Source organism: Gloeocapsopsis crepidinum LEGE 06123 (assembly GCF_015207655.1).
GTDB classification, from domain to species: Bacteria; Cyanobacteriota; Cyanobacteriia; order Cyanobacteriales; family Chroococcidiopsidaceae; genus Gloeocapsopsis; species Gloeocapsopsis crepidinum.
In genome coordinates this window covers 22525-44720 of the sequence record NZ_JADEWN010000008.1, presented here as the reverse complement: position 1 = coordinate 44720, position 22196 = coordinate 22525, and the positions used below count along the sequence as shown (strand labels likewise).

Sequence of the window (22196 nt, the reverse complement as noted above, 5' to 3'; positions counted from 1 at the left end):
GCGCCTAGAATTGTTTACTCTACCACTTATAGGGACAAACAGAGAAAATACTCAATCCGCCTTAGCTTTTATGCAAAAGAATCGTCAAATTCTTCACTCATCTTTGCTTCAGCCCTGATAACAGGAGAGTGGTCAGGTCACTCAATGTGCGGCGCTAGCAAAACTTCTATTGGTTCAATTTTAACTCAAGGTTGAGAAAAAGCAATTAGCTATGAGCGCTTAGCAACTGAGATTACTCACTTAAGTCACACTCTAAAATTAACTGATTACGATGGATATGAAGTAGTTGAAATTCCCGTTGTGGTGCTACTTGCTCCAACATAAAGATTACCTGTTCTGGTCTAAGTTGCGTACCATCATTACGACAACTACCAACATATCGTAAAGTGACAGCGTTTGCTGCTTGTATTTCACTGACTGACAACTCAAACAAGCGATCGCGTAAATTCACTTGTTGGCGTTTACCAGATTTACTGATGTGTTCAAACCACATTGTCTTGGAATTGGCGATCGCTGCTAACCATTCTTGCCATTGTGCGATCGCAGTTTCTTCTGTCACAGCAACAGTCATCAAATACTCCGCCTTGTTCAAAACTTGAGTTGCCGCAGGTGCTTTCAAGTCTACAGCTACTACGCTGTAAATGGGCAGATCGCCTGGCAATTCTTGACTTAAGCGGTGTTGAAACTCGTCTGCAGGCACTGCTTGGGTCAATTCAAAATCAATAATCTCACCACTACTTGTTGCGCCTAAGGGTAACGCTTGGGCAATACTCATTCTGGGGCTAGGATGAAAACCACCTGTAAAAGAAATTGGTAGTGCAGCGCGGCGAATTGCTCGATCAAATAATCGTACCAAATCAAGATGACCCACTAAAGCCATATCTCCGAGCTTACCGAAATATCCGCGTAAGCGTTGTACTTTGGTTGTTTCGGGGACAAAATCTCCCTGAAACTCAGGAATTGGTGGTGGTTCAATGACCACATTATGACCAAAGTCGGTGCTACATACTCCGCAGTGCGAACAACCCTCAAATGAACAGTCGGGAACTGTAGCCGCAGCTAAAGCCTTTTGCAGATCTTCTTGCAACCATTGTTTACTAATGCCTGTATCAATATGATCCCAAGGTAAGGGTGCATCAAGTAAGTGGCTAGCGGTTAGTTGCTGGTTGCTAGTTGTTTCTTGTTCTGGAATCAGGTTCCATTCTCCGTTTTCTACTTGACGGTATTTCCAACTTAATCCGGCTTGGGCGATCGCTTTACCCCAAGCATCAAAGGCTCTTTCCACACTGTCGTACCAGGAATCCATTCCTGCGCCTAATTCCCACGCGCGGCGAATCACATGACTTATTCGGCGATCGCCTCTGCCAACAAAATCTTCCATTGCAGAAATGCGGATATCGGTGAAGTTAACTTTGACTCCCTTCATCCGGCGAAATTCCTGCCGTAATAGTTCCTGCTTACGTGCAAATTCTGAAGTAGAAACAGAATGCCATTGAAATGGTGTATGTGGCTTGGGTGTAAAGTTAGAAATTGTTAAGTTAAATGCCAGTGGTCTTCTACCTTTAGCACGACACTCGCGCTGTAACCAAGCTACTGTTTCAGCAATTCCTAAGACATCAACATCGGTTTCCCCTGGCAAGCCAATCATAAAATACAGCTTGATTTTGTCCCAGCCTTGTTCCCAAGCTGTTTTCACTCCCCGCAAGAGTTCTTCGTTTGTCAATCCTTTATTGACAATATCCCGCATTCGCTGCGTCCCTGCTTCGGGTGCAAACGTTAGTCCTGAGTGTCGCGCACCACCCAAGATATTGGCAATGTTCTTATCAAACCGATCGACACGCTGGCTGGGTAAAGATAAGGAAATATTTTCTGCTTGCAAGCGATTTTTAATTTCTACGCCTACTGCACTGAGCGATAGATAATCAGAACATGATAAAGATAACAGCGAAAACTCGTTGTATCCTGTAGCCCGCATTCCTTGTTCAATTGCAGTAACTACCTGTTCGGGTTCAACATCTCGTGCTGGGCGTGTCAACATTCCTGGTTGACAAAAACGGCAACCGCGCGTACAGCCACGCCGAATTTCAATTGTTAGGCGATCGTGCACAGTTTCTACGTAAGGAACTAACCCAATCGAGTATGCAGGCATCGGTACAGCAACTCGCCGCAAAATTCGCGATGGAACTTCTGCACAATTCGGATGCACTGAACCATCAGCTGCCATATCATAAAATTGCGGCACATAAACTCCTGGAATTTGTGCCAAATCAAGTAATAATTCTTGACGACTTAACCCGTGGCTCTTTCCCTCTTCTATCACTAACCCAATCTCTGGGAGTAGTTCTTCTCCGTCTCCGAGGGCAAAAAAGTCTAAAAACTCTGCGTAGGGTTCAGGGTTTGATGTTGCTGTCTGCCCTCCCGCAAAAATCAACGGATAATTAGAGGATGACGCCTGCCTAGCTTGCCATGTTAATGGAATCCCTGCTAGATCCAACATTTCTAAAATGTTGGTTGCACCAAGCTCATAGCTTAAACTAAAGCCAAGTACATCAAATTCTTGTAAAGAGCGTTTGGACTCTACTGCAAATAATGGCGTTTGGGTTGTGCGTAACTTTGTTGCTAAATCTGGCGCAGGTAAGTAGGCGCGATCGCACAATTGTCGTGGTTGGGCGTTTAATATATTGTATAAAATGATATGCCCTAAGTTAGATGCACCCACCTCATAAACTTCTGGGTATGTCAGTACCCAGCGCACTTTTGCTGTGTCCCACGGCTTGTGGATTGCTCCTAACTCATTTCCTAAGTAACGAGCGGGTCGCGAGACTTCAGATGTAATTAACTTTTCTACAGCAACTGTCACCGTACTCAAATATTAATATCAGCTAATATCCGTAATCAATATCAACCTTAGCACTATTAGCATCAACAGTTGCTTGTCAAATTTGCTATTCAGTTATTTTAAACTTGACTATGCGCACATACTTTGCTCTGAGTAGTAGCTGGGTGTTACTACTTCTGAGTGAGCAAGGGCTGCTTCAAAAGCTTCAGCGTTCTCAAAAATTTCAAACACTGAATCAAGTTGAGTTAACTCAAAAATTATACGCAATGCGGGCGAAAACGAACAAAGACTAAATCTCTTTCCCCATCCTTCCACTAGCCTTAAGCTTTGAACCAATACCATCAGACCAGCGCTATCGATGGATTCCACATGCTCCATATTTAATAAAATTACTGTACACTCATCCGCAGCAACAGTAGTTTTCAGTTGCTGTTGAAATTCAGCAGCACTTGAAGCATTGAAAGAGCCGTAAGCTCTGAGTACAGTAACTTTTGGATAGGCAATCATTGTTTGCATCATACTTTTTTTGCTGAAGCTACTAACCAATTACCTGATATTTAACAACATGATAGTAGACATACTACAAGTTTTGAAAAATGTATCTTCAGTAATATTACTGAATCTTTATTTTTCAATGAGTTGCTTAAACCTATCATTAGTTTATAAAAATATAAAGTATACACTTATACGAAAAAAATATTTCCTAATTTTACAGAGTTAAAGTTCCTATTTCTTAGATCATCTGTCTTAACTTCTCCTACCTTTATGGCTAGAATACGGCAAAGATATCATTGTTGCTTCCACTACAAAGATGATGACTTTTGACATTTACTAAGGTAGTATCTAATACGCGGAATGTAATCTTTACAAACTTGCTAAAGTTAAGAAAAAACTCATATTAAATTCTTAAAGATTAGGTAAAATCATATTGGTTTATGTTGCATTAACATCTATCTTGAGGCATAAATACATTGTGAATTTCTGTGATACGAATCACGCCAAAAGCATGATTTAGTGCACGTTTGCTACCATATAGGTATCGGACAATATATTACAAATAAAATACTAACTCTTAGTATGAAAAGTAAATATGGCATCCGCCAATTAGTAGAAAAAGCGTTATATATAAAGCGATTGACACCTGATATTGAAAATGCGATTAATTCAGAATTAACCGCACAAGGACATATATCTGATATTGATTATGAAGCACTAGAGTTACTAATGGCTGAGATGGATGCTGGGAGAATTAAGTTAGTACCAAGTTTTTGAAATCACTGAGTACAACGAAGTCAAGAAAAAATGGTTAGTTGTACTTGCTCATGCTAATTTTTAGAACTTTGTCTGCTGTGCATCTTGATAAGCCTGCCAAACGCGACGGATAAACTGATTAAGTTGTGCCACATCAATCGGGTTAGTTTCAGATGAAGGGTCTGTAGCCATTTGTTCAACTAAGAAGGGAATTACCTCAGTGTCCAAAGCTGGACGAAACAAGGTACTATACCAAAACAAATCTGCTGTTGAGCGTAAGTCAGTAACTGATGGTAACTGGTCAAATGTGACTGATGGTTCTGAGCGAAATGTCACCAACACTAAAGGACGTACCCAGCACATCTGACGTGAGTCTACGACTTGAATAACTTCTGCGTACAAGCGTTGATTATTATTTTCTAAATAAACAATTTGTCGCGGTTGAAAGTCATAGGGAAAATCCATTGATACTGGCTCCACAGCAGATGGCGTACACTTGGTGCTTAGTTTAATTTTACAAAGCTAACAAGACTTATCCGATTGGCTCGTGTCGGCGATCAAACTTAAAATAGGGACACTCCTGTACTTTTGCCAGCATGATTACTATCCTAGTTAAGGAAGGGCGATCGCCCTTTCCCAAGACATCATGGACTCCTGAGCACAGTCGCTTGCAGATAAGTTGAGATGATATAAAATAAATGAATATCTGTTAAGCAAAGGTTTAACAGAGCGTTGTAGTGAATTAAGAAAGTGGATAGCAGTGTCTGTCGAAACCCTTGAGAAGCCTTCAACAATTAGAAAGCTCGCACCTCGATATCGCGTGCTACTTCATAATGATGACTACAACAGTATGGAGTACGTAGTGCAAGTGTTAATGCAGACGGTGCCGAGTATTACTCAGCCGCAAGCCGTGAGTATTATGATGGAAGCACATACTAACGGCATGGCGCTTGTCATTACTTGTGCGCAAGAGCATGCTGAGTTTTACTGTGAAACTTTAAAAAACCATGGTTTAACTAGCACAATTGAACCAGAGGAATAATTAAAACTCGTTGCTGCATAAGATTAGTACTATTGCGCGATACCCAGTTCCGATTAGAATCGGAGTTTTTATCTTGGTATTGTTATTGATATGGTTGCCGTTTGCAATACCAATTTATTTAACAAGACTTGATCCCAACACAATTAGCATTCTGACAATGCTGCTATTGTATGGAGAATTTATATTTCTTCTGCAATGGTGGGGAAAGCACGTTTACCATCAGCCTCAGATACTACAACACTATGGTTTAGTGAGAACGCAGCACAATTGGTTAGATTTACTGCGCGGACTGATTATTGGTGTAGTGTTAGTCTTTAGCTTATTTTTAGTTGAAGGTTGGTTAGGTTGGTTGGTTTGGCTTCCGAGTACGGGTTTTTTACCACAAATAGTTTTAGAAGGCTCAATCGTTGCGACTGCCGTTGGCTTTGCTGAAGAGTTACTATTTCGCGGTTGGTTACTCGATGAGTTGCTGCGAGATTACTGTCTTCAACGTGCATTGTGGATTAATGCGACTTTATTTGCACTGTTGCATTTTATTAAACCATTGCCAGATATCTTACGGACATTGCCGCAATTTCCAGCGCTAGTTGTATTAGGGTTAACATTAGTCTGGGCGCGAATGCGAAAAAATCGCCTTGGCTTACCGATTGGTTTACACGCAGGTTTAATTTGGGGATACTACATCATTAATGTCGGGCAATTGACTCAATATTCTGGTCAAGTACCTGATTGGATTACTGGCGTTGATCGTAATCCACTTGCTGGCGTGATGGGGTTATTATTTTTAGGTGTACTAGCTTTGTGGATGAGGAGTGAGGGGCGAGGAGTGAGGGGCGAGGAGTGAGGGTAAGAAGGGTTAGTCAATGGAATTGATTATGCAGCTTTATTCTAATTGCTCTTTGTCGCTTGCTGGCAATTGAATTGCTAATGTTACAACTCTGGCTGCCATAAAACAAGATAGCGCTAGCCATAACAGGTGATTACTGGGAAATAAATAGGCGACAACTACCATGAAAACAATTCCAGCGATCGCAGCAAGAACAGATGCATTGCGGAGAATGCGTCCTTCGGTTAAACCTAAAAAGTAACCATCAAGCATATAAGCTTGGGAACCAATGCTGAGAATCGGCAATAACCAGAAAACATAGTTATCTATTTGCTCAATGACAGCGAGATGATGCGTTAATAGTCCAAAGAGAAGACGCGGAAAGCCGACAAAGAGAATTGCAAAAAGTAGCCCGACCACTAAACTTGTTCCTCCAGAAACCCACAATAGAGGTAACAAAAGTTTACTCCTACCTTGACCCCGAAAAATACCCGCGAGACTTTCAGTAGCAAAAGCTAAGCCATCAATAAAGTAAGCAGCTAAAGTTACTACTTGCATTAAGAGTGTGTTTGTTGCGAGTACTGCAGTTCCTAAAACAGAACTCAGATTAGTAAAAAACGCAAATGTAGAAACTAGCGCCAGAGTACGGATTAAGATATCTCCATTCAGGGCAAAAGCTGCTTTTAAAGCATGGACATTAAATATCTGCTGCCATTGGATTGGGATTGTTCGCAACTGATGTTCTAGGTAAACTAGCACTCCTCCTGTGAGCAACATGAGATACTGACTAGTGGCTGTAGCAATTCCAGCGCCTGCACTTTCTAATCCCCAACGATTAATTAAAATGTAATCTAGAAGAATATTTGCCCCGTTCGCAACTGCGGATAAGAGCAAAACTTTACTACTTTGTTCGCGTCCGAGAAACCAACCCACAACGACGAAGTTGATTAAAGTTGCTGGCGCACCCCAAATTAGAGTGTTGTAGTAATCTCTCCCTGCAGCTTTGACTTCTGGTGTCGCACTGAGTAGGGTAAATCCTAGTTCGCGTAAAGGCTGCTGTAAAAGTAAGATAAATAACCCTAATGCTAAAGCGAGTATAGTATTGCGCAAGCCTATTAGTATAGTTGTTTCGCGATCGCGGCGTCCTACTGCTTGGGCTGTAGTTCCAGTCGTTGCCATGCGTAAGAAACCAAATGTCCAGTAAATGTAGTTGAATAGCACTGTGGCTAAAGCAACTCCAGCTAAGTGACGAATTTCAGCAAGGTGTCCGAGAAAGGCAACATCAATTAATCCAGCAAGCGGTACCATCAGGTTGGAGATAATGTTGATGCTTGCTAGTCTTAAGAAGCGATAGAGAAAGTTATACTGCTGGGACATGGAACGAACCACATTAGCGTAGCCTTCCGGTAGGGTAGGCACATTCCCCGAAGGGGTTGCCGTTAGGCTAGAACACAAAGGGAAGAATTGAGAGAGAGTAGCGCGATGTGTGTCTATAATTGGGAGATGTTTATATCAATGCAACAAATCATAATCTCCTCTGACCTCTACTCCCCTGCTTTCCTAAACGCAACAACTTTAAGACAAAACGATATTAGTCCCAATCAAACACGCACCACTCAGATTAACTCCGGTAAGATGGGTTCCCTCAAGTTCTGCACACAAAAGGTTTGTTCCGGTTAAGTTTGCTCCGGTGAGATTTGCACCTCTTAAATCTGCTTCTTCGAGGTTTGCTTGCTGTAGTAATGCGCCTTGTAAATCAGCTTGACTTAAATTCGCTCCGTGCAAATTAGCACCGCTAAGATTGACACCGCGTAAATCTGCACCACGTAAGTCTACTCCCTGCAAGTTGCTACTCATAAGATTGGCTCCACTCAAGAAAGCTCCTGCACAAGAGGCTTGCGACAGCTTTGCACCCATTAAATTAGCACCTCGCAGATTGCTACCACGCAAGTCTGCGCCTGTCAAGTCAGCTTGCATTAAGTTAGCACCAAGGAGATTTGCTCGTAGATCTGCACCTGTTAGCTGGGTTCCTAAAAGATTTGCGCCATCTAATTGCGCGCGTTCTAACCTGCAGCCAGAAAGATTTGCCCCAATAAGTGTTGCTCCTGCTAAATTGACACCTTCTAAGACAACACCTGCAAGATCGGCATCTTCTAGATTAGCTCCTGGTAAATGTTTGCTACCAGAATGCAGCGCTGCAATGTTGAGGTTTATGCTTTTTTCCTGCTCGAATGTGGGGAGATCGCTACTCACACCTGACTCCTTGCTGTTTGATTCTGACGTTTGCTATCATCACTCGTTTGCGGATCGACTAACCACATTCCTGTACTAATTTTTGGTGTTGTTACTGGCAATTCTAAGCCTTGCTGTAAACCCATCACTAATAGTTCTAGGGTATCAACGAGTTTTGGTTCCCAGGCTTGTCCCTGTTGTTGTTTAAACTCGGTTAAGGCTTGTGTTAAAGGTGAATGCTGAGGTTGTGATGCTTGCAGTTGAGTAACGCGCTTTTGAAATGCAGCAACTAAGCCTAAAATGCGTGATTCTAGCGGAATTTCTTGACCTGATAAACCCGCAGGTTGACCGCTACCGTTCCACCACTCGTTTTGGTGTGTAATAATATGGGCGATCGCCTGCATTCTGGGCATTGTACGTAGTACTTGGGCTGCGGGTACTAATGGACAACTTGGTGCTTCATCACCGTATTGAACTCCAACGGTTGCAGGTGCGATGCGATGAAGTAATCCTGCCAGGCGTAAGCGTTTTAATTGCCATGCAGGTAAGTCTAATAATTGTCCCAAAGTCTCAGCTAAAGCAGCAATTTCTGCTGCTGCCATAGGGTTTTCAGTATCTGCTATATCAATAAGTTGTGCTAGGCGTAAAAATGCTTGTAGTTCGTTGGAAACTAAGTTTTGATCGAGGATTTGTTGCGAACTTGGTTCTAATTGGCTGACACCACTTTGACTGATTTGCAGATAATCAACAACGCGAGAAACTGCATGACCTAAGTCATCTAATTCAGTAGGGGCATCAGTGGCGATCGCGTCAACCAAAGCGATCAGTTGTTGCTGAAGTTCTGAATTGTATCTGCCAATGTGGGCGATCGCTAAATCTACCGTTTCTCTTACCAACGCTGGCTCAAATGTCCAAAAACCATAAAATTTCCGCTCTAGATCTACTGTGGGTTTTCCAGCAGTGCCATAATCAGCTGCAGATAATTCCTGACACAGCACCATCGCGGTGTAGCTAGGAGAATATATAATTAAATGCCACTCTTGCGCTACAGGATCTTGAGGATCTAAGGCGACTAAATCAACATTCGTCATTTGACTTGTCGGATGCTCTGCAAAGCCTGTATCAGGGGCTGCCATGATTGCGATTTGTTTTGCCTTTTGGGCGATTTGACTATACCGCTCTGCCTCTTGTAAATACCATTTTCCTTGTTGGAAAGCTGTAATAACTAATGGCGGACTATTTGAAGTCAGAATACAGTCCTCTAAGGCGTGACAAAGTGCAACAAGGGTGTTTTTATAGTACACCCCCAAATTAAGAGGCTGATTGGTGTTAGCCTGGGCAGTGGCTAGCTGTTGGAGAATAGAACCTTCTAACATGAGGGATCGGGGATCAGAGGTCAGGGACTGGGAGTAAGAAGAGTTATGAGTGTTGAGTTATGAGTTAAGAAAACTCTTTTAATTCAAAATTCAAAATTCAAAACTTTTTAAGCTGGGACAAGCTGTTTTTTGTCGCTTTCAATCGGTGCAGATAAAGCTTCTTCTAAATCAGCACAACCAAGACGTGCTTCGAGAATGTTCATCACTTCTCTACCAAAGTCATTGGGGTTTTTCTGCCATGCTTCTAAGCAAACTTCACCAAAGAATGAACCAAGAGGTTCGGGGTTCCATAGCAGTTTCTTGGCTGTCCAAGGCATTAAGCTCATAGGATCGTAGTCTGGTTTAAGAATTTGGTTTTTCAGGGCATATTCTTCTAAGTGGGTATGTGGTTGTAACCCGATAAAGAAGATTGCTGGTTCGACTTTATCTGCACCAAAAATCCGTTCAAGTTCGCGGTGATAGGCGATTGTTTGCCGAATTGTTTCTGGGCGTTCGTCAATTACATTAAAAGAGTAGTTGACAGAAACGAGATCGTTGAAACCAGCAGCTTTGAGATCGCGGCAGTTTTCTAAGACTGTGCGCAGGTTATAACCCATACGCATTTTGCGGACAAGTTCTTGAGAACCACTTGTAATCCCGATTTCAAAGTAGTTCATCCCCGTTTTGACCATCAAGTCGCATAACTGGGGAGTTAAATTATCAGCACGGATATAAGCCGCCCAGTGGATGTCTTGCATCCCTGCATTGAGGATTTTTTGCAGTAATTCTATTGCATCATCAATAAATCGCCGCGCCGGAATGAATTGTGCATCAGTAAACCAAAAGTTGCGAATGCCGCGATCGTAGAGTTGTTGCATCTCGGCGACAACTTCGTCAGCAGGGTTAATGCGGACTTGTTTTCCTTCAACAACTGTGTAAACGCAGTAGCAGCAATTGTGCGGACAACCACGCTTAGTTTGGACGCCGACGTAGAAATCTTGATCTTGAAGATAGTATTGAAATTCAGACCAAATACTTTCGATATAGTCGTAGTTACAGGCACTCTTTTCTATAGGAGTGGGTTGTTCGTGAATCAGGCGATCGCGTGACTTTTCTCCAGCGACATAACAGCGCTCATCTCGAAATTCTTGACCTCGAATCAGTTTTTCTATTAATAGTTCTCCTTCACCCACAGATATGATTGTTCCTGTAGGTAACTTGACTCCTAATTGCTCATAAAAGACACTCACTGCACCACCACCGACGACTGCACGAGCTGCTGGCTGGTGTTTTCTAGCACGGCTGAGTCCGCGTTTAATTAATCCTAAGTTGCGCCACAGTTCCGTGTAATACGACGCTGCGAGTCTGAGTCCGCCAATTGCTCCCCGCAGTTTAATCAAAGGATTACGTGCATAGTAAAATTCAAAGGCATTTTGTAGAGGATTACCACCTCTTCCCCCTACAGGTGCGTAGATCTGGATATCTCGCCAGGAAAATACTAGCAATGTTGGCTGAAATTCATCGACACAAGTATCAAGAGCAGAGGCAAAATCGAGCGGTGGGACTGTTCCTAAGTCGAAAATGCGTTGCTCAACATCAGGAAACTGCTTGTGGATATGATCTGCTAGGTAAACAACTCCAATGGGAAAAATTGGGTTGCAGGGAAGGCGAACGTAGAGAATTCGGTTTTCCATAGCGCTTATCTAGAGAATTTTGAGTTTTGAGGTTTGAGTTTTGAATTTCGTCTTTTACTCATAAGTCACAATTCAGGAGCTTTAAACCAGGTGTAGAGCTATTCATCTTTCATTCATAATTCAAAATTCATCATTCATAACTCCGCGAAGCGGTAAGGAATCCTCTTCTGTTTTTAAGTGCAGCTAGCTGTGGAGTTATTTAAAACTGATCCCCAGATAGATGCCTGGTGATTTGGAGACTTTATGAAAGCGTTTTTCATATAACTTTACGATAACACTCAGTTTACTTCGCCGCGTGGAAATTTTTAATCAGGGACGCGAAGTGATTGCTAATTGCGCAAAAATTGAGTTTAATTAACTACAGAATTAAACTTGTTGTTCTGGATTTAGACAGAATTTTTATTGTAGCCATCAGTTGGTAGTCGGGGTTACAGCAACTGGGGATCGCTCAGTGTTAGCTTGGCTATTGTAATCTCATAGGTGTGGCTTGACGCTACTTGGCGGCTATGGCTCAAATTTTAGATCCTTTACCACCCAATCAATCTGGTCAACTTGTCTGCTGCTATGTTAATGCGACAAGTAAAATTCAAATCGCTCGCATTTCTAATATTCCTAATTGGTATTTTGAACGAGTGGTCTTTCCAGGTCAGCGCTTGGTGTTTGAAGCGCCACCGAAATCAATGCTAGAAATTCATACTGGCATGATGGCAAGTGCAATTCTTTCAGATACAATCCCTTGCGATCGCCTCTGCGTTAGTGAAGAGGGCACGATTGAAGCAGCAGAAGTTCCAGAAATCAATGATAAAAGAAAAAGTTTAACGGCTGCTGTTTTGACTTCGGTAGATTAGATCATTCAATCATAGAAGATTGCAGAGTAACTAGCTGTTAACTAAACCTTACAGACAAATTCAAGGGTTTAAAATTTTAAGGTTGCGCATTTGTGGTTCCTTTAATTTATTAAAGGGCGGACGAGCATAAAGTCTATTTAGCTGATTGCTAGTAGCTTTCTTTGTTGAGATAATAAGCGATTAAATTGATAAAAACTTGGTTAACACATTTCCCTCGCAGGAAAGACAACTACCAACTCCCCTAAGGCGTTAAGGTAAATTGTAGTACTTGCTAGGGATTTGGTTTAAGTTGAATCTGCCTTCTTTTTTATGGTTGTGGAAAATAGCAGCATGGTCAATGGGTTTATCGCTGCTAGCGTACTTGCTGTTAGCCATTACTGGCGTTTGGATGTTTCGCGCCCGAACAACACGCACATCACGTCCAAGTTGGCTGCGATCGCTGCATTATATGTTTGGTGGTAGCTTAGTTCTACTAGTCCTGCTACTGTTAGCAATTGGTATTGTGGGAACGTTAGGTCACTTTGGTAGCCTGGGTCATTCTTCTCATCTTCCTGCCGGATTATTTGTCGTCGGCTTGGTTTTACTCTCCGCAACCAGTGCGATCTTCATCAATAGTCAACCTTGGATGCGATCGCTTCATATAGGAACAAATATCATCTTGTTTTTGGGGTTAGTCTGGGTGTCGCTGACAGGTTGGGATGTTGTCCAGAAGTACTTACCGTGATTTCTCAGCTGCATTAGAGAGGGTGCAATATGAGCGCGATTACTGCCAAATAGACACTAAAAAACTATATATTAAGGTTTTAGTGCAACGGTTAAGTTGAGCGGCTGGCAGTCACTTTTGACACATCGTTAACCTATTCTATCAGTCCGATCCAATCGGATTGTTCTACTACTGGCGTGCAAACTATCAGCCTTTGATGAGTATGGATGTGATTAACCTGTGCCTAAATCTGAGCGACAATTTTATAAATAGCACTAGTAATTGCTTCGAGTTCTGATGGTTGAATAATATACGGCGGCATTGTATAGATCAGTCGCCCAAACGGACGTAACCACACTCCCTCTTCCACAAAACGCGGCTGAATCGCTTGCATATTTACCGGATCATGCAATTCTACTACCCCAATTGCGCCTAATACCCGCACGTCCTTAACTGCCACCAAACTCCGGCAATGTTCCAATTCCGTTTTCAGCTGAGATTCAATCGCTCGGATCGTGGATTGCCAATCATAACTTTCTAGCAAGGTTAAGTTTTCTAAAGACACCGCACAAGCCAAGGGATTCGCCATAAACGTTGGACCATGCATAAATACTCCAGCCTCACCTGCGGCAAAATTACTAATCTCCCGCGTTGTCAGAGTTGCTGCAAGCGAGATAAATCCCCCAGATAGTGCCTTGCCTACGCACAGAATATCTGGACATATTGCCGCATAGTCGGATGCAAACATTTTGCCTGTTCGACCAAATCCAGTAGCAATCTCATCTAAAATCAGCAAGACATTATATTTTTCACATAACACCTTGGCTTGTCGCACATACTCTGGATGATAAAAGCGCATTCCCCCAGCATTTTGCACCACTGGCTCAAAAATAGCCGCTGCAATTCGATCGTGATGCTCTGCTAGCAACGCCGCAAAACTTTCAATATCCTGCTCTTGCCAATCTTGATCGAACGGAATCTGTGGTGCCTCAGCGAAATATTGCTGAGTCAAAATATTGCGAAAAAGATGGTGCATCCCATTTACCGGATCGCAAACCGACATTGCCGTAAAGGTGTCCCCATGATAGCCATTACGAATGGTGAGAAAACGTTGTTTCTGTGGCAAACCACGATTGAACCAATATTGCACTGCCATTTTCATAGCGACCTCTACAGCAACTGAGCCAGAGTCACAAAAAAAGACCTGTTGGAGTTCCGCTGGCGTAATGGCAATCAATTTCATAGTCAAATCCACTGCTGGCTGGTGGGTCAGACCACCAAACATGATATGCGACATCCGATCAATTTGTGCATGAGCAGCTTGGTTTAAGCGGGGATGATTATAGCCATGAATACAAGTCCACCAAGAAGAGATACCATCAATCAACGCTCGACCATCCATCAACTGAATATATACGCCCTGCGCGGATTCTACTGGAAACACTGGTAACAGGTTAGGCATAGCCGCATAGGGATGCCAAACGTGCAGGCGATCAAAATCAAGGAGTTGCTGTAAAGATTGCATGGAGGAGTGTACAAATTGGTCTTGCTACTGCGTTCTCAGTAGATTTATTTTATTGAGAATATAATGTTTTGAAAACAACCTCTCCTAGTTATCTTCCCACCAAGCACCTCCTACCCATCTAATGCCGGAGCCTTGACAAATCACTTTAAATCTACCATCACTACTCCTGACTCAAAGCAGTAGAACTTCACTGTTGTGCGGCGGTGGATAGCCTTGTACTCCCACTGATATCTTCTGTACAGTCCGCACTGACGTAGTGTTAGCTAGGCTTACCTCACAGAGCACCTTCAATTAAAATGAGAAGTGATTTGAGACGCCACAGACAACCTCTAAGGATGACAACGAAACCTCAAATAGTTTGTCGGGGAGCTGCTGTACTTTTATCTCCGGTATTAGGTGTTCCTGTCGGTTCAATCAGTAAAAGATGTACTTCTTCGTCTGCTACAGGTCGATGTTCTATACCACGAGGCACTACAAAAAGCTTACCTGCTTCAAGATGGATATCTTGATGATCGCGCAATTGAATCGTTAAACGCCCTTTAAGAACAAGGAAGAAGTCATCTGTCTCATCATGTTTATGCCAATGAACTCATCTTTGACTTTAACAACCATGATGTCGTACTGGTTAAGCTGTGCAATGGTCTTTGGCGACCAATATTCTGAGAACTGAGATTTTTCGCTTAAGTTAATTTTGTCCATATTGTCCTAGTCCAAACTGCCTTAGCCTTAACTTTTGCGTACTCGCTCTACAAACCAACTTCTGAAAAGTATGGCAACACTATAAAATATTTCAAGCCAAGCAACGAGTGCAACACCTGTATACAGCTAGCTAATTCCAATCACCCGCCCCGAATAACTTCGTTCTTTAACCCACGTCATGGATACAGCCGGTGTGGATTGGGGTTTTTATGTGGCTTTACGACCAGAAGGCTTACTTTAGCTTCTGACAGATCTCATTTAATACTTCGTACTCTTTTAGAGTCTGAAGCTGCGTTTAGTTGTAGGCATTGTAACTCTCAATCAGCTTACACTATTTGCCAAAATCACGTGAACTGAACTCCCATAATTTCCTTGATTTCAAGATGGCTATTTATATTGTGGTCAGCCCCCTCTAGAAACTTCGATTCTTGGTTGAAATATATAGTTTTAATCCCTGAGTTTTTTTATAAAGTTCTATCAAAGTCCCAAATTATCGCTTTCATTTCAGCATATTTCTCTTTTTATTTATGGAATAATTAGCATAACTATAATATTGATATTTAATACTAATTCGTAACTCAAACTGAGTTAGAATCTTTCAATGCAGTTAAATGTGCTGTGACTTGAACTTTACTCAACTCCCAGACTAAATGTTGTGCTTGGTGATGATATAAAGGCTGGGGTAATGTTGCTGGTAAGTTATTCATTAATTTGCGGGCGATCGCTAAACTACAACCTGAAATAAGCGCGATCGCATTTGCACCATCAAAAACAGCATCTTGATTGAGGGCTTTTTCAATTTGTACTTGCCAACATCGGGGTGCCATTTCACCGCGTTCGATGCGTTGTAAACTCAGACTTGTTGCTAGCACAATCAGGCGATCGCCGACATACAGCCGCGTTTCCTGCGCCGGCATAAATTTTACTGATTCATGTTTATCATGCTGATATAAAATTGGGACGACAGCGTAACCATAAGCAACCTCAGACAACATCAAGCCGTTTAAGGTATCTCCAGTTTCAATAAAATATTCTGTCACGAGTACTGTGGTGTTGTTGAAGTGAAATAAACTCAGTACGTTTTCCCCAAACGCCGCTGCTGCAAAGACTTCTGCAGATAAAGCTGAAGCACATAGCACTTGTGCATATGGAAATAGTCTTGCGACTTGATCGCGAAAGTGCTGATCGTACGAATGAATAATGACGCCAACATCAGAATTAGCAGCATGAACCATCAAACCGATTTCTAGATTTTCTAAATCATCTTCGGTAATAACAATTGCACTCTTGGCATTTTCTAAATGTATCTTACTCAAAGCACTTACAATGTTATCGACAACTAACGGCATCTGAGGGAGAATGCCAGGATCTAACTCGGTGTTACTAATTCCTGCAATTGATTGCTTGAATTCTTGCAACAAGGTGGCAACACGTTGACCTAATCTACCTAAGCCAATGAGAACGATATGATCTTGCTGGGGTATGGGAGGACGACTGCTAAAATGAAACCGAGAAGTCAATAGCAGATCAATCAGCAATGCGTATAATACGCCAATGAATGCTGTACCTGCTAAGGCTAGTGCCAGGCTAAAAACTTGCAACCCGAAAGACAAAGGAGTTTCTGGTTTAATATCACCAAATAAATCTCCATATCCGCCTAACAATAACGTTGCTGTCGCGTTGAAAGCATCTTGCAAGTTAATCTCTGGATATTCCCATCTAAAGAGAATTGTCCCGCAAACCACTAAAATTAATACTGTAAAGCAACAAAGCACAGCAACACGGCGTGTTTGATATTGATACGTCCATTGCCAAAATTGGCTAATGTATTGCTTGAGATGATGCCATATGCCCTGACGAACAGCTTGGTGTAGCTGCTGCTTGACAGAACTTGCTTTTGCTTGCTGTGAGTAACTACTTGATGCGACTTCAATATAAACTATTGTATCTCCTGCTCTTACTCTTGCTTCTGGTTCCCACTCGTAGAATTGTTTTGGCAGGGGTGAAAAGTTTGCAGTATGACTCAAGATGCGACGATTGCGAGTATTTAACCCATGTACCCACCAGCGATCGCACCAGCGATCGCCTGGTTTAATTTGATACTTAACTACCCGCAACAATTGTCCTTCTAAGTTAAAATAACCTAAGGTTTGATCGCCTAAAGCTGCTAAAGCAAATGCTGCTGCTGATAGTTGACTCGGCTCAAATGCAACGAAATTGCCGAGATTCTGACTTAAAAGTTGATTGAGATTTTGCTTATCAGAACGTAGAATCAAGCGAATATCTGGATTTAATAATCGTGCTGCAAATGCTGCTTCTGTGTTTCCTCGCTCATCGCTAGTTACTAAAAGAATAGAACGACACTCACGAATTTTAACTTGTTCTAAAATGGCCGCTTGACGACAATCTCCGATTGCTAAATCATCTAATAAGTTTGGTAACTCAGGAACTTCCCAATTTTGTGGCAGGATTAAATCAATTGCACTCACGGCAACACCATAGTCTTTCAAAACTGCAACGCAGTGTTGTCCTAAACTACCTAGTCCACAAACTAAGAACTTCGTCAATTGAGATGGCGGCTTGCTAGACTTGGAACTTCCTGATGATGGCAGCATAGAGTGCAAGGAGTGAGTGGCTAGCAAAATTTCAACTATTGAGTTGTCTTTTTGTGTTAATCTTCCCTCAATTTAATAGTATGTTCATCATTGACAGCTTGTGGCAGAAATTTAAAATATAATTCATAAACTGTAAAACACACTACAATTTAATAATATTTTTTCACCCTTTAGGATGTGAAATCATTAGTTTAAAATTAAAAATATGGAATAAAAAAATGAAATCAGCCGATAAAAATGGAGTTGCTTCCAAAGAAACGACAGAAAAAGAGAAAGCTACAAAAAAGAAATTAAAAAAGAAAGTTTATAAGCAAGAATTATCTCAGTTGAAAGTCGAATTGGTAAAACTCCAGTATTGGGTAAAGCACCAAGGCTTACGAGTAGGAATAATTTTTGAGGGGCGTGATGCGGCTGGTAAAGGTGGCACAATCAAGCGAATTGTTGATTCTTTAAATCCTCGTGGTTGTCGAGTAGTTGCTTTAGGAACACCATCGGATCATGAAAAGTCGCAATGGTATTTTCAACGTTATGTACCTCATTTACCAGGTGCAGGGGAGATTGTACTCTTCGATCGCAGTTGGTACAATCGCGCTGGTGTAGAACGGGTAATGGGTTTCTGTACAGAAGAACAATACGAGGAATTCTTATTTTCCTGTCCTCAATTTGAGCGGATGTTAGTTCGTTCTGGCATGATTTTACTGAAATACTGGTTTTCGATTAGCGATGAAGAACAGGAACGTCGCTTTCAATCGCGCGCTAGCGATCCAGCAAGACGATGGAAACTTAGCCCTATGGATATTGAATCACGCGATCGCTGGGTAGAATATTCCAAAGCTAAAGATGTGATGTTTGCACATACAAATATTCCTGAAGCGCCTTGGTTTACTGTAGAAGCTGACCATAAAAAAAGCGCCCGTCTTAATTGCATCAGTCATATTTTGAGCAAAATTCACTATCAAGACATTGTTCCTCAACCAATGGAACTACCACCAAGACAGCCTGGTAGCGATTATATCCGCCCTCCCAAAAATGAGCAGTTTTTCGTACCAGAAGTGTATTAAAAGGGATGAGGCGCGAGGGGGAGCCAGTGCATTGCGGAGGTGTCCTCCGTTGTAGCAACTGGCGTCGAGGGGTTAGGGTGCTAGTGGAGTGGCGTGTGCAGCAGGCATCTTGCCTGCCTAGTTAAGAAGTGATGCGTACTATGATTTCGTTTGACTGATTCTGTTGAAAGTTGTCTGTTAATTTACTGGCATTTGTTTTCAGTGCGGCAGGAATCAGTTGTACGGCACAGGCTTTCAGTTCAGGTTGATGCGAATCGGGATCGCGTTCAGGGTGCGTGAGGGCATTAGCTTCAGTTTCATCTCCCCAAAGTGCGCCCCAGTGCATAGGAATAAAAAGTGTCCCAGGTGCGATCGCTTTAGTAACTTTCGCCGGAAAGTGTGCTTTTCCGCGCCGCGATCGCACTTCTACCAAATCATTTTCTTGAATCTTTAGCTTTGCTGCATCACGAGGATGAATTTCCAGAAAGGGTTGCGGATGCATTTGTTTAATTTTTTCAATTCTTCCTGTACGTGTTTGGGTATGCCAGTGACCGTATAGTCTTCCATTTGTGAGTACAAACGGATACTCTGCATCAGGAGGTTCAGCCAGTCCTCGCGAGTGATAAGCACTAAATCGCGCCCGTCCATCAGGTGTTGCAAACCGCAAATTTGTATACAATCGTTTAACACTCACTGTAACTGTGTGCAAACTTTCTGCTAGTTTTTCCTGTTTTGCTTCATCAGGGTATGGCCATTGTATCGGACCTTGGGCTAACCTCGCGTGACTAAGTCCCGTCATATCGCAAGGGCGATCGCGTGTTAATTGAACATACTCAGCATAAACTTCTGCCGAATTTGCAAAAGGAAATTTATCGGTAAATCCTAGGCGTCGCCCAACTTCTGCAATAATTTCCCAATCAGGCTTGGCTTCCCCTACAGGTGGACGAAATGCCTGACATAACGTCACAACCCGCTCAGAATTGGTCATTGTGCCCGTTTTTTCACCCCATTGCGCTGCAGGTAGTAATACGTGTGCATACGCTGCGGTTTCAGTGGGATAGTATGCGTCTTGATACACCGTAAAAGGCGATCGCAGTAATGCAGCTTGGGCACGCTTGACATCAGGTAAACTCACAGCCGGATTCGTTGCGACAATCCAGAGTAACCCAACATCTCCTGTTTCTAAACCTGTAATCATGTCCCACGCGGTACGCCCCCAATTGGATGAAATTCTGCCTGCGGGAATGCCCCAAAATTTCTCAACTTCTGCTCTTTCTTGAGCATTTTGAACGTGACGGTATCCTGGTAATAAATTACACAATCCTCCTGATTCTCGTCCACCCATTGCGTTTGGTTGACCTGTGAGGGAAAAAGGACCACACCCAGGCTTACCAATTTGCCCAGTCATGAGGTGCAAGTTAATAATGCCACGTACCTTGGCTGTGCCTTCAGTAGATTGATTCACTCCCATTGACCACAGCGAAAGAACGCGCTTACTTGTTCCCCAGTAGCGGGCAGATGTTTCCAAGTCCTCAACTGATATGCCACATCTTCTAGCAACAACGTCAGGTGGATAATGGGAAATCACCTCAGCAAACGCCGGAAAGTTTGCTGTACACTCACTAACAAACTCAGACTCAAAATAGCCCCAATGTAATAGTAGATGGGCAATGCCATTGAGTAGATCAATATCTGTCCCTGGATGGATTGCTAAATGTAAGTCAGCAACTTCAGCAGTAGGAGTGCGACGTGGATCGACCACAATCATTTTGACGTTGTGGTTTTTCTTGTGGTGTTTCTGCAGGCGATTAAAAACAATTGGGTGACATTCAGCAGCGTTCGAGCCAATAATAAAGGCGCAGTCGGTTAAATCTAAATCCTCATAGCAGCATGGAGGACCATCCGCACCCAAGCTTTGCACATAGCCGGCAACAGCTGATGACATACACAAGCGGGAATTCGAGTCAAAGTTATTCGTTCCTAGGCAACCTTTAAGCAGTTTTTGCGCAACGTAGTAATCCTCGGTTTGCATTTGCCCTGAACCATACATACATATAGCATCGGCTCCTTGAGTTGCACACAGCGATCGCATCCGACTCACAATGTGTGTTAAAGCCTCATCCCAACTCACGCGGCGAAACGGTTGATCTAAGGAGTCGCGCAGCATAGGGTAACGCAAGCGGTTTTTATCAATTGATTCAGCGATTGTTGCGCCTTTGACACAAACCATGCCTTGACTCGAAGGATGATTGCGATCGCCTTTCACCTTCCAAATCGGATTACCTTGGCTATCTCGATGAATTGCCTTCCCTGGCTGTGCTGGCGGCGACACATCCAAACCGCAGCCTACACCACAATAGGGACAGAGGGTTCTAGTTGTATCGGTCATTGTTGATATCCCTCGATAGGCAAGAAAACTAAAGGAGTTGGGATAGAGGAGATAGAGAGTTATGAGTCGTGAAGTGTTGGGTTATGAGTTATGAGTTTAAAAAGTTATGAGAATTCTTTGTAATTCAAAACGTGCTAAGGCACCGCTACGCTAACAAAACTCAAAATTCAAAACTAATGACTATTCACTAGTAACTAGCCACTCCCCCTCACTCCTTATCCCTCTCTACTCATCTGCGTGTGCAAAACGGCGATAGAGAAAATCAAGCGCTTGGTTGCGTAGATTATAGTATTCGGGATCTTCCATGATGCGGGCACGGTTGCGGGGGCGTGGGAAGGGAATATTCATAATTTCCCCAATATTTGCCGCTGGACCATTCGTCATCATAACCAAGCGATCTGCTAAGAACAATGCTTCGTCAATATCGTGCGTAATCATTAGTACTGTTACTTGATGATCGCTCCAAATTTTCAGCAGTTCTTCTTGCAGTTCCTCTCTAGTGATTGGGTCAAGCGCACCAAAAGGTTCATCTAACACTAAAACTTTAGGACGCAACGCTAAAGCCCGCGCAATTGATACGCGCTGTTTCATGCCGCCAGAAAGTTCTCTAGGTCTTTTATTGGCTGCATCTGCAAGTCCAACCATTGCGAGATGTTCGTTGGCGATCGCTACTTTTTCAGCTTTGGGTTTGTTTGGATAAACCGAATCAATTCCTAAATATACATTTTCAAAGGCGCTCAACCAAGGTAAGAGTGAGTAATTTTGAAACACCACCATGCGATCGGGACCAGGTTCAGTGATGCGTTTGGTTTGCAGTCTGACTTCACCTTCACTCGGCTTGCGAAATCCTGACACCATATCTAAAAGCGTCGATTTACCACAACCAGAGTGACCAATCAAACAGATAAATTCACCTTCATAAACCGTGAGATTAATGCCATCTAACACCGTGTAGGGACCCGTAGGTGTCGGATAAATTTTAGAGACGTTATCGATGACAAGAAAAGGATCGCCGTTGAGAACTTCAGGTCTTTTAAGAGCGGTGGTGTTCAGAGTTTGCATATATGTATTAGTAAGGATGACAGTTCAAAGCTTTTCAAATTTAGAGGCAACTGGAGTTAGGGAACTAGCTACTCAT

The 22196-nt window shown here is 42.7% G+C and carries 17 protein-coding genes and 1 pseudogene; 6 read left to right on the top strand and 12 right to left on the bottom strand.

The features are described from left to right. Positions 1 to 232 precede the first annotated feature (232 nt). Both IQ230_RS04925 and IQ230_RS04920 read right to left on the bottom strand, forming a co-directional pair. A complete protein-coding gene (locus IQ230_RS04925; RefSeq protein ID WP_193930954.1) occupies positions 233 to 2860 on the bottom strand; it encodes a TIGR03960 family B12-binding radical SAM protein in 2628 nt (875 codons plus the stop codon). 108 nt (positions 2861 to 2968) lie between these two features. After that, positions 2969 to 3358, bottom strand: coding sequence for an STAS domain-containing protein (locus IQ230_RS04920; protein ID WP_228054595.1), 390 nt, complete (start codon positions 3356 to 3358; stop codon positions 2969 to 2971). Positions 3359 to 3916: 558 nt separating this feature from the next. Between IQ230_RS04920 and IQ230_RS04915 the strand changes: the two genes are divergently transcribed. Further along, entirely contained in the window at positions 3917 to 4111 is a 195-nt protein-coding gene (locus IQ230_RS04915; protein ID WP_099701233.1) for a hypothetical protein, read from the top strand. 60 nt (positions 4112 to 4171) lie between these two features. Here IQ230_RS04915 and IQ230_RS04910 read toward each other — a convergent pair whose 3' ends face one another. Next, complete coding sequence (locus IQ230_RS04910; protein ID WP_193930953.1) at positions 4172 to 4555, bottom strand: hypothetical protein; 384 nt, start codon at positions 4553 to 4555, stop codon at positions 4172 to 4174. A 295-nt stretch (positions 4556 to 4850) separates the two neighbouring features. Here IQ230_RS04910 and clpS point away from each other — a divergent pair, with 295 nt between their 5' ends. Next, positions 4851 to 5132, top strand: coding sequence for an ATP-dependent Clp protease adapter ClpS (gene clpS / locus IQ230_RS04905; protein ID WP_193930952.1), 282 nt, complete (start codon positions 4851 to 4853; stop codon positions 5130 to 5132). A gap of 10 nt (positions 5133 to 5142) precedes the next feature. After that, a complete protein-coding gene (locus tag IQ230_RS04900; protein WP_193930951.1) occupies positions 5143 to 5976 on the top strand; it encodes a CPBP family intramembrane glutamic endopeptidase in 834 nt (277 codons plus the stop codon). A 39-nt stretch (positions 5977 to 6015) separates the two neighbouring features. Here IQ230_RS04900 and gntT read toward each other — a convergent pair whose 3' ends face one another. The 4 genes from gntT to IQ230_RS04880 all read right to left on the bottom strand — a co-directional run bounded on the left by gntT (position 6016) and on the right by IQ230_RS04880 (position 11239). Beyond that, positions 6016 to 7377, bottom strand: a complete 1362-nt coding sequence (gene gntT / locus IQ230_RS04895; RefSeq protein ID WP_322742285.1) for a guanitoxin biosynthesis MATE family efflux transporter GntT — start codon at positions 7375 to 7377, stop codon at positions 6016 to 6018. A 156-nt stretch (positions 7378 to 7533) separates the two neighbouring features. Then, positions 7534 to 8211 (bottom strand): pentapeptide repeat-containing protein, encoded by a 678-nt coding sequence (locus tag IQ230_RS04890; RefSeq protein WP_322742284.1) that lies wholly within the window; start codon positions 8209 to 8211, stop codon positions 7534 to 7536. Continuing rightward, positions 8208 to 9566: a DICT sensory domain-containing protein gene (locus IQ230_RS04885; RefSeq protein ID WP_193930950.1), complete on the bottom strand. Its 1359-nt coding sequence runs from the start codon at positions 9564 to 9566 to the stop codon at positions 8208 to 8210. The genes IQ230_RS04890 and IQ230_RS04885 overlap by 4 nt, the downstream gene beginning before the upstream one ends. A gap of 107 nt (positions 9567 to 9673) precedes the next feature. Further along, positions 9674 to 11239: a photosystem II high light acclimation radical SAM protein gene (locus tag IQ230_RS04880; RefSeq protein ID WP_193930949.1), complete on the bottom strand. Its 1566-nt coding sequence runs from the start codon at positions 11237 to 11239 to the stop codon at positions 9674 to 9676. 506 nt (positions 11240 to 11745) lie between these two features. On the opposite strand from IQ230_RS04880, the gene IQ230_RS04875 reads away from it, so the two are divergent. Continuing rightward, positions 11746 to 12087: a DUF1830 domain-containing protein gene (locus IQ230_RS04875; protein ID WP_193930948.1), complete on the top strand. Its 342-nt coding sequence runs from the start codon at positions 11746 to 11748 to the stop codon at positions 12085 to 12087. A 289-nt stretch (positions 12088 to 12376) separates the two neighbouring features. Next, a complete protein-coding gene (locus IQ230_RS04870; RefSeq protein ID WP_193930947.1) occupies positions 12377 to 12811 on the top strand; it encodes a DUF4079 domain-containing protein in 435 nt (144 codons plus the stop codon). A gap of 223 nt (positions 12812 to 13034) precedes the next feature. Here the strand turns inward: IQ230_RS04870 and bioA are convergent, their stop codons facing one another. The 3 genes and pseudogenes from bioA to IQ230_RS04855 all read right to left on the bottom strand — a co-directional run bounded on the left by bioA (position 13035) and on the right by IQ230_RS04855 (position 17629). Beyond that, entirely contained in the window at positions 13035 to 14315 is a 1281-nt protein-coding gene (gene bioA, locus IQ230_RS04865) for an adenosylmethionine--8-amino-7-oxononanoate transaminase (RefSeq protein ID WP_193930946.1), read from the bottom strand. 349 nt (positions 14316 to 14664) lie between these two features. Continuing rightward, a pseudogene (locus tag IQ230_RS04860) lies at positions 14665 to 14886 on the bottom strand (cupin domain-containing protein); the annotation flags it as partial. A gap of 706 nt (positions 14887 to 15592) precedes the next feature. Beyond that, a complete protein-coding gene (locus IQ230_RS04855; protein ID WP_193930945.1) occupies positions 15593 to 17629 on the bottom strand; it encodes an NAD-binding protein in 2037 nt (678 codons plus the stop codon). 218 nt (positions 17630 to 17847) lie between these two features. On the opposite strand from IQ230_RS04855, the gene ppk2 reads away from it, so the two are divergent. Next, positions 17848 to 18690, top strand: a complete 843-nt coding sequence (ppk2, locus tag IQ230_RS04850; protein ID WP_193930944.1) for a polyphosphate kinase 2 — start codon at positions 17848 to 17850, stop codon at positions 18688 to 18690. A gap of 121 nt (positions 18691 to 18811) precedes the next feature. Here the strand turns inward: ppk2 and IQ230_RS04845 are convergent, their stop codons facing one another. Together IQ230_RS04845 and IQ230_RS04840 are read right to left on the bottom strand one after the other, a co-directional pair. Then, on the bottom strand, positions 18812 to 21058 hold the full coding sequence (locus IQ230_RS04845; RefSeq protein WP_193930943.1) for a molybdopterin oxidoreductase family protein: 2247 nt from the start codon (positions 21056 to 21058) through the stop codon (positions 18812 to 18814). Between the two features lie 225 nt (positions 21059 to 21283). Continuing rightward, entirely contained in the window at positions 21284 to 22120 is an 837-nt protein-coding gene (locus IQ230_RS04840) for an ABC transporter ATP-binding protein (RefSeq protein ID WP_193930942.1), read from the bottom strand. Positions 22121 to 22196: the final 76 nt, after the last annotated feature.